Raw genomic sequence first — 15,647 nt, forward strand, 5'->3', positions numbered from 1 at the left:
CTCCTCGTCGTGCGGGCGGGGCGGGAAGAGCTAGCCGTGGCCGTGGTGCCCGGTGGCGTCGCCGGAGATCCTGAGCTCCAGCCGCCGTACCCCGCCGTCACGTTCCCAGGTCAGGTACAGCGGTGGGTCGTCCGGGCCGGGCACGATGGTGTCGAAGTAGAGCACGCCGTGCACGGCGGTGCCCGGGGCCAGGCGGGCCAACCGGCCGATGGTGTCCGAATGCGGCCGTTCCCGGCCGTCGATGCGGCCGCCGGCCAGTGACACCTCGGCGCCCAGATCGAGCGCCCGGACGGTGTGACCCGAGTTGACCAGGGTGACCGGCACGCCGAGCCGCATGTCGTCGCCCTCCGGGGCGCCCGGCATCATCTGCGCCGGCATCTGGTATCCGGCCTGGCCGTCCATGTGGTGCGCCGCCATCGCGGTCCAGCCGGCGTCACCGGGAGCGAGCGTGACGCCGGCGAGGCTGGCGGTGGCGGTGGCCGGCGGCGTGACGGCGTCCCGCACGGCGAGCACCAGGCCGGCGGCGGCGAGGGACGTGGCGGCCACCACGAGAACGAGACGGACGAGACGGCGTGGGCGCCGACGGGCCGCCGGAGTCGGCCCCGGGGAGCGTTCCGCCGGGTCGAGCGTCAGCAAACCCATACCGATCCCCCACGACACCCACGTCCGTCGCCTACGGCTGGGACGTTACGGTCAGGGTGCGGGCCGGCCTACCCCTATCAAGCCCCTGACATGGGCTGGGAGCAGCGTTCAGGCCAGTCGGCGCTCGCGGCGGCGCGGCGCCCGCTCGCAGGGGACCAGGCTGGCCAGGCGGCCGTCCACGAGCTGCGCGAGGCTGTCCATCAGGACCCGCCTGTTCTCCACGGGCAGGGCCGAGAGAACGTCGTCCTGGATCTGGGAGACGATGTCCGCCGCCTTGGCCACCAGCCGGCGTCCCTTCGGCGTGACGGCGATGATCCGTACCCGGCGGTCGGTCGCCGATGGCCGGCGCTCCGCGAGCTGCAGTCGTTCCAGCTCGTCCATGGTGGCAACCATGGTGGTCTTGTCCAGCCCGCAGAGCTGGGCCAATTGGGTCTGGGTGGTGTCCGCCGCCATGGCTTTCACCAGAACGCAGTAGGCGCGCGGGGTGATCCCCAGACCGGACAGTCCGGCGGTCTGCTCCGTGGCCAGCGCGTGACTCGCCCAGGAGAGTAGAAACATCAGGTCGTTGTCCAACGACACTGGCGCGGTGGCGGTCATCCTGCAAGCATAACGAGGACCCATCCGAAGCAGATGGTTTCGATGCGGAAGGTCCCTACGGAGGCGTCACATGGTCCCGGACACTCCAGGCCCCGCGCGTTGCCTGATCGGGTTGATCGGCACCGACGTGCACGGCTCGCTCAGTCCGGCCCTGCACGAGGCGGAGGCCGACCGGCGCGGTATCCGCCTGTTCTACCGCACGGTCGACGTGCGGGAAGCGGTCGCCGCCGGGGTCGCGCTGCCCGAGCTGGTGCGGTCGGCACCGGCACTGGGATTCACCGGGCTCAACGTCACCCATCCCTGCAAGCAGCAGGTCGTTCCGCTGATGGACCGACTCTCCCCGGAGGCGGCCGCGCTCGGCGCGGTCAACACCGTGACGTTCACCGGTGCCGGCGCGATGGGACACAACACCGACTGGTGGGGCTTCGCGATGAGTCTGGACCACGAGCTGCCGGACGCCCGCCGGGACCGGGTGCTCCTGCTCGGGGCGGGCGGCGCCGGGGCGGCGGTGGGCCACGCCCTCCTCCACACGGGGACCATGTCACTGTATGTCACCGACCCGATCCCGCAACGAGCGGATGAGCTGGCCACGGCGTTCAACGACCGGTTCGGCCCCGGCCGGGCGACTGCAGTGGACGCCACCCAGCGGACCGCGTCGGAGGTGGACGGGATCGTCAACGCGACTCCGGTCGGTATGGCACAGTCCCCGGGCATGCCGCTGCCCGCCGAACAGTTGCGGCCGGGAATGTGGGTGGCCGACATCATCTACCGGCCCCTGGAGACGGCGCTGCTGGCCGCCGCCCGGGCCGCCGGGTGCCGGACCCTCAACGGCGTCGGCATGCTGGCGTTCCAGGCGGCGGCGGGTTTCCGCCTCTTCACCGGTGTCGAGCCGGACCCGGTGCGGATGCTGGCGGACCTGCGACGGGCGACGGGGCGACCCGAGGACCGCCCGGATCCTCGTTAGCGGCGTTCACCGGGCGACGCCCGACACCCGCGCCCTGAGGCTCCGGCGCAGTTCGGCCACGACGCCGTCCAGTTCCGCGGCGGTGCGGCCACCGCCGTAGACGTAGTGGTCGGGACGGACCAGCAGGCCGCGGCAGCCGGCTCGGGCCAGCAGACGCCGGTAGGTCCCCTCCGTGTCGGCCCACTGCCCACTCCCCTCGCCCAGAACGACCACCTGCCCGGCGCGCGCCCGCAGGAAGGCCACGGTCTCTCCGCTGAGCCCCGCAGCCACTTCCGGCGTCACCAGCAGGATCAGCCCTCGGCCGACCACGTCGTCGAAGAGCCCGGTCACCCCGCCGGCGGTGACCCTGCCCTGAGGAACCAGCCAACCCGCCGCTCGGCTGTCGGCTCGTAGTCCGGTGGTGAGCGGCTGGTACATCGGGGGGTCCTGGGGGTGGCCGGCCATCCGCCGCCGGTTGGCCAGCATGGCCGCGTCCCGGTCGGCGGCAGCCGCCGGATCGGGTTGGCAGATGACGCGGCCGAGGTTCACCGACATGAGGATCGCGTGCTGGACGTGTGCGCGCCGCTCGACCTCGTAGGTGTCGAGCAACGCGTCCCCCGCGTGTCCGGACAGCACCAGGTCCAGCTTCCAGGCCAGGTTCGCCGCGTCGCGGAAGCCGGAGCACATGCCCTGACCGGCGAACGGCGGCATCCGATGGGCGGCGTCGCCCGCGATCAGCATCCGGCCGGCCCGCCAACGCTCGGCGTACCGGGCCTGGAAGGTGTAGACGGCGTGCCGTGCCAGCACCGCGTTGCCCGGGTGGATGTCGAACGGGGCCAGCAGCCGCCAGGCGGCCTCCCGGCTGTCCAGTTCCGCCACGGTCTCGCCCGGGACGCGCATGAACTCCCAGCGCCGATGTCCGGGACCGGCCGAGACCGCCGTGGTGGGCCGCGCCGGATCACAGATCTGCAGGTTGTTCGGAGTGAAGACGCGCGGCTCGCGGAGGGTCACGTCGCAGGTCAACCAGTCGTTGGAGAAGCCGAGGTCCACCTCGTCGACGCCCATCCGGGAGCGGACGAAGCTGTTCGCGCCGTCGCAGCCGACCAGCCACCGGGCCCGGTGGACCGTGTGGGAGCCGGACCGGTCGGCGGCGGTGACCACGCAGGCGTCGCTCTCCTCGGTGATCTCCACCACCTCCCGACCACGCAGCACCGTCAGCGACGGGTGGTCGGCGCCCCGTCGGGCGAGCGCCTCCTCCAGCCCCGGCTGGTACATCGAGGTGGAGTCCGGCCATCCGCACTGGCCGTGCTCGGCGACGTCGACCGACAACAGGACGTCGCCTCGGGCGTTGCGCCAGATATAGTCCCGCGACGGCTCGCCGGCGTCGCCGAGTTCGCGCCCGACACCGGCGGCGGCCAGGATCCGTGCGGACTCGCCGTCGAAGGAGACCGCCCGGGGCATCGGGAACGGGCGCTGCCACTTCTCCAGCACGGTGACCCGGTGACCCCGCTGCGCGAGCAGCAGGGCCAGCACCTGACCGACCGGACCGTACCCGACGATCAGCACGTCCGTGGTCATCGGGTCCTCATCCCCGCCCGTTCAGGATCAGGTCCACGGCCGCATCCAGGTCCGGCTGCTTGACCAGCACACGCACTTCCTCGTGGCCGTTGTCGAGGCGAAGGAAGCGACGCCCGGTCAACACGAGCTGTCCGGTGGCCGTGCCCCGGCTGCGGATGAACGTGCCCGGTGCGATCAGATCCGGCGGGAACTCGACCAGCGCGGGGTCCGGGTCGTGCCACTCGCCGATGTCCCGGAACTGGGGACGGAAGCGGTAGAGGACCTGCCAGTCACCGTTGGCGGGGCGGCGGTAGACGACACGGTAGCCGTCCTCCTCCGTCATGCGGTAGCGGACGCCGTACTGCTCCTGCTCCTCGTCGCAGACCCGCAGCGGCTCCGAGTAGCAGGGAGCGCCGATGCCCACGTCCACCAGCCAGGTCTCGCCGTCGAGCAGCACGCAGCCGAAGATGTGCTCCAGGTCGGGGCCGAACGCGCCGTTGACCTGTCGGATCGCGCCGGCAAAGATCCGGTAGTCGAAGCCGAGCCCCTGCAGCAGCAGTCGGAACAGGCCGTTGAGTTCGTAGCAGATGCCACCGCGCCCGCCGGTGACGATGGTGTCGAACATCGCGTCGCCGTCGATGTCCACCTCGTCCCAGATGGCCATACCGCGATCCACCGCGCCGTAGACGGCGTTGTCGAAGGGTATCGACATCAGGTGTCGTTTCTGCACCGCCCGCAGGGTGGCGAGGTCGGTGTTGACCGGACCGGTATGGCCGATCACCGCCAGGTACTTGTCCACGTCAAACATCTGCGCGCTCCTCGTCGATCAGGATGATCAGGTAGTCCACGACCATCTCCGGGGTCGGGTAGTCGAACAGCAGCATCGGCGTCAGGGACAGGCCGGTCGCCTGGACCAGGCGGTTGCGCACCTCGACGGCGGACAGCGAGTTGAAGCCGACCTCGAAGAAGGGACTCTCCGCATCGAGCGGGGTCTGCAGGGCCTCCTCCGCGGCGATCGTCGCCTCCGCGAGGACCAGCTCCAGCAGCACCTTGCGGCGCGCGGGTTCGTCCAGGCCGGCCAGCTGCGCGAGCGGTGCCGTCTCGGGCTCTTCGGTGGGCATGGCGTGGGTGACCTCTCTCGTGACGCTGCCGGACTGCAACCAGAACCTCTTGCGATCGAACGCGTACGTCGGCAGCTCGACGCGACGCGCCCGATGACCGGCGAAGAAGGCCGGCCAGTCCACCGCGTGCCCGCGGACGTGCAGGTGCCCCAGGGCGGCGACGGCGGCGCGGGGCTCGTCGGCCTCCCGCATGGCCGGGACGAACTCGACGTCGTCGGTCGGCTCGCTCAGGCAGTGCGGACCCATGCCGCTGAGCACACCGCCGGGCCCCACCTCAAGGAAGGTGGTGACCCCACGCGCCTGCAGCTCCCGGACCGCCTCCAGGAACCGGACCGGGCGGCGGACGTTCCCGGTCCAGTGCGCCGCGTCGGCCAGCTCGGTTGCGCCCGCCTCCCGACCGGTCAGGGTCGACACCAGCGGGAGAGTCGGTGCCGCGTACGTCAGACCGGCCGCGACGGCCCCGAGTTCGGCGAGCATCGGCTCCATCCGGTGGGAGTGACCGGCGTGCGACACCGCCAGCCGTTTGGTCTTGCGGCCCGTCGCCGCGAACCGTGCGGCGACCGCCTCGACCGCGTCCACGTCGCCGGAGACCACCACCGCGGTGGGTCCGTTCACGCCGGCCAGACCGACGCGGTCGCTGAGCAGCGGCGCCACCTCCTGCTCCGACGCCTGCAGGGCGATCATCGCGCCACCGTCGGTGGGCAGCGCCTGCATGAGTCGGGCACGAGCGGCCACCAGCCGCGCGGCGTCCGGGAGTCCGAGCACGGCGGCGGCGTGCGCCGCCACCACCTCGCCGACCGAATGCCCAGCGACCAGGTCGGGGCGCACGCCCCAGGACTCCAGCAGCCGGAACAGGGCCACCTCCAGCGCGAACAGACCGGTCTGGGTGTAGACCGTGTCGTCCAGCCGGGCGGCGAGGTCCGTGCCCGGGGCGGCGAAGACGACCTCGGCGACCGGGTGGGGCACGTGACCGGCGAGGGCGGCGTCCAGTTCGGCGCAGACGGCGTCGAAGGCCCGCCGGAACTCGGGGAACGCCTGGTACAGCTGCCGGCCCATCCCGGGGCGTTGGCTGCCCTGACCGGTGAAGATAACCGCGAGACGACCCGGGAGGGCGCGTCCACTCACGACGTGGGGAGCAGGCTCCCCGGCGGCCAGCGAGGCGAGGGCGCCCAGGGCCTCGTTTCGGTCGGTGGCGACCACGACCGTCCGGTGCGGGAACGCGGTACGGGTGGTGCCCAGGGAGAGGCCGAGGTCGGCCAGGCGCACCGTGGGATCGTCCTCGATGCGACGCCGGAGCCGGTCGGCCTGGCCGCGCAGCGCCTCCGTGGCGCGGGCGGCCAACGGCAGCGGCACGAGCACCGGACCGCTCGCCTCCCGCAGTTCGTCGGGCGTGGTGGGCACGTACTGCTCCAGGATCACGTGGCCGTTGGTGCCGCTCACCCCGAACGACGAGACCGCCGCCCGGCGTGGGCGGCCCACCTCGGGCCACGGACGCTGCTCGGTCGCCAGCCGGACCGCCCCGGCCGACCAGTCCACCTTCGACGACGGCTCGTCGACGTGCAGGCTCGGCGGCAGGACTCCGTGGCGGAGCGCGAGGACGGTCTTGACAACGCTGGCCACCCCCGCGGCGGCCTGCGCGTGCCCGATGTTCGACTTGATCGAGCCGAGCCAGACCGGACGGTCTACCGGCCGACCCTGCCCGTACGTGGCGAGTACCGCCTGCGCCTCGATCGGATCGCCGAGGACGGTGCCGGTGCCATGCCCCTCGACGAGGTCCACATCGGACGCGCGCAGACCGGCGTCGGCCAGGGCGCGACGGATCAGCCGCTCCTGGGCGGGACCGCTCGGGGCGGTCAGACCGTTGGAGGCACCGTCCTGGTTGATCGCGCTGCCACGGATCAGGGCCAGCACCGGATGTCCGTGCCGCTCGGCGTCCGACAGCCGCTCAAGCAGCAGCAGCCCGGCACCCTCGGCCCACGCGGTGCCGTCGGCCGCGTCCGCGTACGCCTTGATCCGGCCGTCGGCGGCGAGTGCCCGCTGGCGGGAGAACTCCACGAAGGCGGTGGGGTGCGCCATGACCGTCACCCCGCCGGCGAGCGCCAGTCCGCACTCCCCGCGCCGCAGCGCCGCGGCGGCGAGGTGAAGCGCCACCAGGGAGGAGGAGCAGGCGGTGTCGAGCGTGACGGCCGGGCCGTGCAGGCCCATCGTGTACGCGACCCGGCCGGAGAGGATGCTGCCGGAGCTGCCTCCGCCGAGGTATGCCTCCACCCCGTCGGGGACGCTGGTGACGTGTGCGGCGTAGTCGTGGTACATGGCGCCGACGAAGAGTCCGGTGTCGCTGCCGTGCAGGCTGGCCGGGTCGATCCCGGCCCGTTCGACCGTCTCCCAGGCAGTCTCCAGCAGCAGCCGTTGCTGGGGGTCCATCGCCAGCGCCTCCCTGGCGGAGATGCCGAAGAATGATGCGTCGAACTGGTCGGCGTCGTAGAGGAAGCCGCCGTGCCGTACGTAGGAACGGCCGGGGCGGTCACGCTCCGGGTGGTAGACGGCCTCCAGGTCCCACCCCCGGCCGGCGGGGAACTCCCCGATCGCGTCACGCCCCTCGGTGACCAGCTGCCACAGTTCGTCGGGGCTCGTCACCCCGCCGGGAAAACGGCACCCGATGCCGACGATCGCGATCGGCTCGGGCGGGACGGCCCGCCACTGGTTCTCCTTGCGCAACCGCTCGTTCTCGATCAGCGAGGCCCGTAGCGCCTCGACCAGCTTCTCCTCGTTCACTGCCTGCACTCCCTCCGGTGCGATGCGGATCCGATCGGTCATGCCGGCTCGGTCGTCGGGCCGAGCGCCCGGGCCAGAAGCTCGTCGACACCCATCCGTGCGATCTCGCCCACCGGGTCGTCGGCGTCGTCCCGCACGGGGGCGATACCGCGCCGCACCGCGTCGACCACACCCAGCGCGCGCAGACGGTCCAGGGGCAGTTCCGCCAGCAGGCGCCGGATCTCCGTCTCGTCCTCGCCACCGTCCGGGTCACGGTCGTGCCGCACGGGGTCGTCGGGGGCCAGCAGCTCGGCGAGGTGTCGGGCCACCGCCAGCGGCGTGGGATGGTCGAAGACGAGCGTGGCGGCCAGCGGCACACCGGTCGTCGTCGACAAATGGTTCCGCAGCTCGATCGAGGTGAGCGAGTCGAAGCCGAGGTCCTTGAAGGCACGGTCGGCCTCGACACGGTCCGCCTCGCCGTGACCGAGGACACCGGTCGCGCCACCGACCACGAGGTCCAACAGAGCCCGGTCTCGCTCCTCGGCGGACATCCGACGTAGCCGGGTGGGCAGAGGTTCCCCCGCCGAGGCCGGACGTTCCGCGCCACGGGCGAGGTGGCGCAGCTGTCGGGGCACCGCGCTGCCGGCGGACAGGTCCACCCGCGCCGCCACCACGACCGGGTCGTCGCCGGCCAGAGCGGCGTCGAACAGGGCCAACCCGGCCTCCGCCGACAGCGGTCGCAGCCCGGACTCGCCGATCCGGCGGCGGCCGGTGGCGGCGATGGTGCCGGCCATGCCGCCGTCGCGATCCCACAACCCCCAGGCGATGGAGAGCGCCGGCAGGCCGGATGCGCGCCGGTGTGCCGCCAGCCCGTCCAGGTATCCGTTCGCCGTGGCGTAGTTGGCCTGGCCGGCACCGCCGAGCCGACCGGCCACGGACGAGAAGAGCACGAAGGCGGCCAGGTCGCGGTCGCGGGTCAGCTCGTGCAGGTGCCACGCGGCGTCCGCCTTCGCCCGCAGGACGGCGTCGAACCGTGCGCCGCTCAACGCGGAGATCACGCCGTCGTCCAGCACCCCGGCCGTGTGCAGCACGGCGGTGAGCGGCACATCGGCGAGCAACCCCGCCAGGGTGTCACGGTCGGTGACGTCGCAGGCGACGATCCGGACGTCCGCGCCGAGCGCGGTCAGCTCGTCGGCGAGGGCCCCGGCACCGGGGGCGGCCGGCCCACGCCGGCTCACCAGGAGCAGGCGGCGGGCACCGTACCCGGTGACGGCGTGCCGGGCGAAGAGCGCGCCGAGTGCGCCGGTGCCTCCGGTGACGAGCACGGTGCCCTCGGGGTCCCAGCCCCGGGTGGGGGCGGCGGGGGCGGCACCGGTCCGTTCCAGCCGCGGCACCCACGCGGTGCCTGCGCGCACCACTATCTCGGGCTCGTCGGTGGTGAGCGCGGCGGCGGACAGCGGTCCGATCCGGGTCGGGTCCTCCACGTCCAGCAGGACGAACCGGCCCGGGGCCTCCAACTGCGCCGAGCGCACCAGACCGGCGAGCCCGGCGGCGACCGGGTCGGCGGCGGTGTCCCGGACGGCGACCACGAGTCGGTCCCCGTCGGTGGCCAGCCGGGGCAGCAGTTCGGTCACGACGCCTCGCAGCGCGTCCGGACCCGGGCCCACACCAACGTCGGTCAGGTCGACGATCCCCACGGCGTCGCCGGTGAGATCCGGCGGGAGCGTCAGTGCGATCAGGCCGGGCCGGAACAGGCACTGTGCCACGGCCGCGGCGCGCAGGTGGACGTTCGTCTCGGCGAGCGGCCGGGAGACCAGACGCGCCACGCGACCCACCGGGGTGCCCTGTTCGCCGGTCAGTTCCAGGGTGATCGCGCCGGTCCCGGCCGGAACGAGCCGTACCCGCAGCGCGGACGTCCCGGTGGGTGCGAGCGTCACACCGGTCCAGGCGAACGGGAGCCGGACCGGTACGTCACCGCCCGGCTCGGCGGCGAGCACCGGTTGCAGGGCGGAGTCGAGCAGGGCCGGATGCAGGCCGAAACGGGACGCCTCGTCCTGCTGGTCCCCGTCCAGGCGAACCTCGGCGAACAGCTCCTCGCCCCGACGCCAGAGCATGCGGAGGTTGCGGAACGCAGGCCCGTAGCCGAGACCGGTCGCCGCAGCGTCGGCATAGAACGAGTCCAGCGGCACGGGGTTCGCGCCGGGCGGCGGCCACTCCTGCGCAGCGTCGGGGAGGGTGGGGGCGTACGGGGAGACGTGTCCCGTGGCGTGCCGGGTCCACGTGGCGAGGCCGTCCTCGTCGCCCGCCGGTGCGGAGTGGACGGCGACCGTGCGTCGGTCGCTGTCGTCGGCGCCCCCCACGGTGACCTGTACGCGTACCGCGCCGTTCGGCGGTAGCGCCAGCGGGGCCTCGACGAGCAGTTCGTCGAGGTGTGCGCAGTCGACCTCCCGGGCGGTCCGCAGGACCATCTCGACCAGCGCGGACGCCGGAAGTAACGGCACGTCCTCCACCGCGTGGTCGGCGAGCCACGGATGGGTGTGCAGCGAGATCCGTGCGGTGCCGAGCAGGCCACCGTCGGTCGGCAGTTCGGTGACGGCGTCGATCAGCGGGTGCCCGGCCGGACGCAGGCCGCCCCCGGTCGGTGCCGCGCGCTCGCGCAGCCAGTAGGACCGCCGCTGGAACGGATAGGTGGGCAGGGGCACGTGCCGGCCACCGGCGTCCGCGAGCAACGCCGCGCGGGCGACGGGCACGCCACGGACGAGCAGCGCTCCGGCGGCGGACAGGGCGCTCGCGACCTCGTCACCGTTCAGCATCGGCACGAAGGCCGCGTCGGCGTCGTCCGGTACGCACTCGGCCCCGGCGGCGCAGAGCACACCGCCGGGTCCGGGCTCCAGGAACGTCCGGGCACCGAGGTCGTACGCGGCCCGGACGGCGTCCAGGAACCGAACCGGCTGCCGGACGTGTGACACCCAGTACTCGGGGTCGCAGAGGCGCTCGGCCCCGACCGGCCCGCCGTCGACGGTGGAGACGACGGTGCCCGTCGGCGGCCGGTACGTCACCGACCGCGCGACGGCGCGGAACTCGTCGAGCATCGGATCCATGAGCGGCGAGTGGAAGGCGTGCGAGACGACGACCCGCTTCGTCCGGTGACCGCGCTCGCGCAACGCCGCAGCCGTGGCCAGCACCCTCGCCTCGTCACCGGAGAGCACCACCGAGCGTGGACCGTTGACGGCGGCCAGCCCGACGTTGTCGTCGAGGTATGCCGCCACCTCCGTCTCCGTCGCCTGCACGGCGACCATCGCGCCGCCGGAGGGAAGCCGCTGCATGAGCTGCCCCCGGGCGGCCACCAGGCGGGCCGCGTCCGCCAGGTCGAGCACGTCGGCGGCGTGCGCGGCCGCGATCTCGCCGATGGAGTGCCCGACGAGCAGGCCGGGACGCACCCCCCATGATTCGGCCAGCCGGAACAGCGCCACCTCGACGGCGAAGATCGCCGGCTGGGTGAACTCGGTGCGGTTCAGCAGGTCGGGTGCCCCGTCGATCACTTCGGCGACGGGTTTCGGCAGGTGCCGGTCCAGTTCGGCGCAGGCGGCGGCGAACGCCTCGGCGAAGGCGGGGAAGCGGTGACGCAGCTCGCGGCCCATTCCGAGCCGCTGGCTGCCCTGACCGGTGAAGAGCAGCGCGAGTTGGCCGGCGACGGGCACCCCGACGATCGGGCGGGGAGGGTGTCCGGCCTCCTCGGCCAGCGCCCGCAGTCCGTCGAGGGCGGCCTGGCGGTCGTCCGCCACCACCACGGCGCGGTGTTCCAGCAGCGGTCGGGTGGTGGCCAAAGACCAGGCCACGTCGACGGGGCGTAGGGCGGGGTCGGCCCGGAGCGCCTCGGTCAGGTCCTCGGCGCGGGCGCGCAGCGCCGCTGCGGTGTGGCCCGAGAGGATCCAGGGCAGAGTGCCGGGCGGCTCCTGCCCGGTGGGGACGTGTGCGGGCTCCTCCGCCTCGGTCTGTTCGAGGATCAGGTGGGCGTTGGTGCCGCTGACCCCGAACGAGGAGACCGCGGCCCGGCGGGGGCGTCCGGTCGAGGGCCAGTCCCGTCCCTCGGACACCAGACGCACGGCGCCGGCGTCCCAGTCGACCTCGGCGGTGGGCTCGGCGGCGTGCAGGGTGGGTGGTACGACTCCGTGCCGCAGCGCCAGCACCATCTTGATCACGCCGGCCACTCCGGCGGCGGCCTGTGCGTGTCCGATGTTGGACTTGAGCGAGCCGAGCCAGACCGGATCGTGCGCCGCACGGCCCTGGCCGTACGTGGCCAGCAACGCCTGGGCCTCGATGGGGTCCCCGAGCCGGGTGCCGGTGCCGTGTGCCTCCACGACGTCCACGTCGGACACGGTGAGTCGCGCGTTGGCGAGCGCGGCGCGGATGACCCGCTGCTGGGCGCGGCCGTTCGGTGCGGTGAGCCCGTTGGAACGGCCGTCCTGGTTGACGGCGGAGCCACGGATGACGGCCAGCACCTCGTGACCGTTGCGACGGGCGTCGGAGAGCCGTTCGAGCAGCACCAGACCCACCCCTTCGGAGAGGCCGGTGCCGGCGGCGCCGCTGCCGAACGCGCGGCACCGGCCGTCCGGGGCGAGCCCACGTTGCCGGGAGAACGCGACGTACATCTGCGGAGTGGACATGACGGTGACGCCGCCGGCGAGCGCCAAGCCGCACTCGCCGCTGCGCAGCGCCTGACCGGCCAGGTGAATGGCGACCAACGAGGAGGAGCAGGCGGTGTCGATGGTGACCGCCGGACCGGAGAGACCGAAGGTGTACGCCACCCGCCCGGACGCGACGCTGCCGGAGTTGCCGATGCCGAAGTACCCCTCCGCGCCCGGTGGCAGCCGGTCCAGGTTGGCGCCGTACTCGTGGTACATCACCCCGGTGAAGACCCCCACCGGCTGGCCGTTGAGTGACGACGGGTCGAGCCCCGCGCGCTCGAACACCTCCCACGAGGTTTCCAGAAGCAGGCGCTGCTGGGGGTCCATGGCGAGCGCCTCTCGGGGTGAGATCCCGAAGAGGGCGGCGTCGAACCCGGCGGGGTCGTCGAGGAAGCCGCCCTCCTTGGCGTACGAGTGACCGGGCCGGTCGGGGTCGGGGTCGTACAGGTCGGGGGCCCAGCCCCGGTCGGTCGGGAACTCGGAGATGCCGTCCACACCGCCGGAGACCAGACGCCACAGGTCCTCCGGGGAGTCCACCCCACCGGGTAGCCGGCAGGCCATCCCGACGATGGCGATGGGCTCGTGCCGGTCGTCCTCCAACTCGCGCAGGCGGCGGTTGGCCCGTTGCAGGTCGGCGACGGTGCGTCTCAGGTAGTCGCGGAGCTTCGCGTCGTTTGACATGGCGATTCCTTGCCGTCGGCGGTGCGGACCGGCCGGCCCGCCTCCTCGGAAGTGCTGCCCCGCGCCCGCCGATCGGGCGGGTACGGTGCGCGGTGTAGGTGCTACCGGGGTCGGGTCCCGGCGGGGCGTGGTGTCACCGCACGCCCAGCTCGCTGTCGACCAGGTCGAAGATCTCCTCGTCGCTCGCGGCGGCGAGGTCGACGGCTCTCTCGTCGGGTGCGGAGTTCCAGTCGGCGGTGAGCTGGCGCAGGCGGGCACCGATCGCGGTGCGGTCCGTCTCGTCCAGTTCGGTGCCGCCCAGCAGCGCTGCGAGCCGATCCAACTGTTCCTCGACCAGCCCGGCGGCGGAGCGGTCGAGTCCCATCCGCTGGAGCAGGTCCCGGGCCACGGCGACGGGACTGGGGTAGTCGAAGACGAATGTGGCGGGTAGCCGGACGCCGGTGGCGAGGGCGAGCCGGTTGCGCAGCTCCACGGCGGTGAGCGAGTCGAAGCCCACGTCCTTGAAGGGCTGCTCGGCCGGGATGCCACTGCCCGTGGTGTGCCCGAGGACCGTGGCCGCGGTACGGCGGACCAGGTCGAGCACCTCCTCGTACCGCCGGGGCGGCTCCAGCGCCGCCAGGCGGTCGGTGAGCCCGCCGGAGTCCACTGGCGACGACGCGACGACGCGGGCCGGCCGACGTACCAGTCCGCGCAGCAGTGGGGGCAGGTCGCCGGTGTCGGCCAGTCGCCGCAGCACGGCGGTGTCGAGACGGCTGGCCAACAGGACCGGCTCGGACCGGCCGAGCGCCGCGTCGAAGATGGCCAGCGCCTCGGCGGCGGTGAGCGGTAGGGTGCCGCTCTCCCGGCTGCGGCGCAGGTCGTTCTCGCCGAGCCGGCCGGTCAGCTCGCTGCTGTCCGCCCAGAGTCCCCAGGCGAGCGAGAGGGCCGGCAGGCCGCGCTCCCGCCGATGGGTGGCGAGCGCGTCGAGGAACGCGTTGGCGGCCGCGTAGTTGCCCTGGCCCGCCCCGCCCAACAGCCCGGCCCCGGAGGAGAAGAGCACGAACGCGGCGAGGTCGAGACCGGCGGTCAGCTCGTGCAGGTGCCAGGCCGCGTCGGCCTTGGGGCGCAGCACCGTGTCCAGCCTGGCCTCGTCGAGGTTGGCGACGAGCGCGTCGTCGAGCGTGCCGGCGGCGTGCACCACGGCGGTCAACGGATGCGCGGGCGGTACCTCGGCGAGCAGCGCGGCGAGCCGGGCCCGGTCGGCGACGTCGGCCGCGACGACGCGGACCTCGGCACCGAGCGCGGTCAGCTCCGCGGTCAGCGCGGCCACGCCGGGCGCCGCCGGGCCGCGGCGTCCGGCGAGGATCAGCCGCCGCACGCCGTGGCGCGTGACGAGGTGCCGGGCCAGGAGGCCGCCGAGGGTGCCGGTGCCGCCGGTCACCAGGACGGTGCCCTCGGGATCGAGCGGGCGTCCGGCGGCGGTATCGGTGCTGGTCTCGGCACGGACCAGCCGGGGTACCTCGAACTCGCCGTCGCGCAGGCGTAGTTGCGGTTCGCCGAGCGTGATCACGGTGGCGGCATGCTCGCCGGTCCAGGACTCGTCGTCGTCGACCAGCACCAGCCGACCCGGGTCCTCGGTCTGTGCCGACCGGACCAGCCCGGCGAGGGCACCGGCGGCGGGATCGGTGTCCGTGTCCCGGCAGCGGACGACGCCGACCGGCGCGTCCTCGCCACGGGCGGCGTGCCAGCGCAGGAACCGGGCCGTGAGTCGCCGGGCCCGCAGGGCCGGGTCGGTGTCCGGCGACTCGCCGGTCAGGTCCAGGACGTCGACCGCAGCCGGGACGCCCGGGCCGGTCGGTGCGGCCGGCACCCAGCGGAGGCCGAACAGCGCGTCCGGGGGCAGGCCGTGGTCGGTGTCGAACGCGACGGCGGGTGCCGCGCGCAGGGTCATGCCGGCGACCGAGAGCACCGGGTCTCCGGCCGGGTCGGTCATCCGCAGTGAGATCTCGCCGGTGGGTGAGGCGGTGGCGCGGACCCGGGCGGTGGTCGCGCCGGTGGCGTGCAACGCCACTCCGGTCCAGGCGAACGGCAGCAGGGTCTCGCCCGGCGGAGGCTGTGGCAGATCACCGAGGTTGGTGACTTGCAGTGCGGCGTCGAGCAGGGCCGGGTGCACCCCGTACCCCGGTGCCTCGTCGTGCTGTTCCGCAGCCAGCGCCACCTCGGCGAAGATCTCCCCGTCGAGGATCCAGGCGGCGCGAACCGCTTGGAAGGCGGGACCGTAGGCGTAGCCACGGTCGGCCAGCTCGTCGTAGAAGCCGGTCACGTCGACCGGTCGGGCCCCGGCCGGAGGCCAGCTGTCCTGGGTGGCCGGGACAGCGGGCGAGCCGGGGGCGAGGATGCCGCTGACGTGCCGCACCCAGCTACCGCCCGTCTCGGGACGGGAGTGCAGGACGGCCGTGCGTCGGCCGTCGGCGTCGGCGGGGCCGACGCTCACCTGGACCACCACCGCGCGCTCGGAGCGCAGCGGCAGCGGCGCCTCGGTCAGCAGTTCGTCGAGGGTGTCGCAGCCCGTCTCGGCGCCGGCGTGCAGCAGCATGTCGATGAGGGCGGTGCCGGGTAGGAGGGTGGTGTCGTTGACGCGGTGGTCGGTGAGCCAGGGGTGGGTGGTGGTGGAGAGTCGGCCGG

At 73.5% G+C, this 15,647-nt stretch carries 7 protein-coding genes and 1 pseudogene; 1 reads left to right on the plus strand and 7 read right to left on the minus strand.

The window, feature by feature from the left end; genetic code table 11:
- Positions 1-30 precede the first annotated feature (30 nt).
- Together ACZ31C_RS05615 and ACZ31C_RS05620 are read right to left on the minus strand one after the other, a co-directional pair.
- Entirely contained in the window at positions 31-642 is a 612-nt protein-coding gene (locus ACZ31C_RS05615) for a hypothetical protein (protein WP_465794322.1), read from the minus strand.
- A 108-nt stretch (positions 643-750) separates the two neighbouring features.
- Positions 751-1,239 carry a MarR family winged helix-turn-helix transcriptional regulator gene (locus tag ACZ31C_RS05620; protein WP_465794323.1) on the minus strand — a complete coding sequence of 163 codons (489 nt, stop codon included), beginning with the start codon at positions 1,237-1,239 and terminating at the stop codon, positions 751-753.
- A 70-nt stretch (positions 1,240-1,309) separates the two neighbouring features.
- On the opposite strand from ACZ31C_RS05620, the gene ACZ31C_RS05625 reads away from it, so the two are divergent.
- Entirely contained in the window at positions 1,310-2,203 is an 894-nt protein-coding gene (locus ACZ31C_RS05625) for a shikimate dehydrogenase (RefSeq protein ID WP_465794324.1), read from the plus strand.
- 6 nt (positions 2,204-2,209) lie between these two features.
- Here ACZ31C_RS05625 and mhpA read toward each other — a convergent pair whose 3' ends face one another.
- The 5 genes and pseudogenes from mhpA to ACZ31C_RS05650 form a co-directional block, all read right to left on the minus strand.
- Positions 2,210-3,760: a bifunctional 3-(3-hydroxy-phenyl)propionate/3-hydroxycinnamic acid hydroxylase MhpA gene (gene mhpA / locus ACZ31C_RS05630; RefSeq protein WP_465794325.1), complete on the minus strand. Its 1,551-nt coding sequence runs from the start codon at positions 3,758-3,760 to the stop codon at positions 2,210-2,212.
- 7 nt (positions 3,761-3,767) lie between these two features.
- Entirely contained in the window at positions 3,768-4,547 is a 780-nt protein-coding gene (locus ACZ31C_RS05635; RefSeq protein WP_396752289.1) for an arylamine N-acetyltransferase family protein, read from the minus strand.
- Complete coding sequence (locus ACZ31C_RS05640; protein WP_465794326.1) at positions 4,540-7,677, minus strand: type I polyketide synthase; 3,138 nt, start codon at positions 7,675-7,677, stop codon at positions 4,540-4,542. The genes ACZ31C_RS05635 and ACZ31C_RS05640 overlap by 8 nt, the downstream gene beginning before the upstream one ends.
- Positions 7,674-12,983: pseudogene (locus ACZ31C_RS05645) on the minus strand (type I polyketide synthase); the annotation flags it as partial. The gene ACZ31C_RS05640 and the pseudogene ACZ31C_RS05645, both read right to left, overlap by 4 nt.
- Before the next feature lie 133 nt (positions 12,984-13,116).
- Positions 13,117-15,647, minus strand: a 2,531-nt coding sequence (locus tag ACZ31C_RS05650) for a type I polyketide synthase (protein WP_465794327.1), incomplete at its 5' end; no start/stop codon positions are given.

The organism is Micromonospora sp. NPDC023869, from assembly GCF_055559695.1.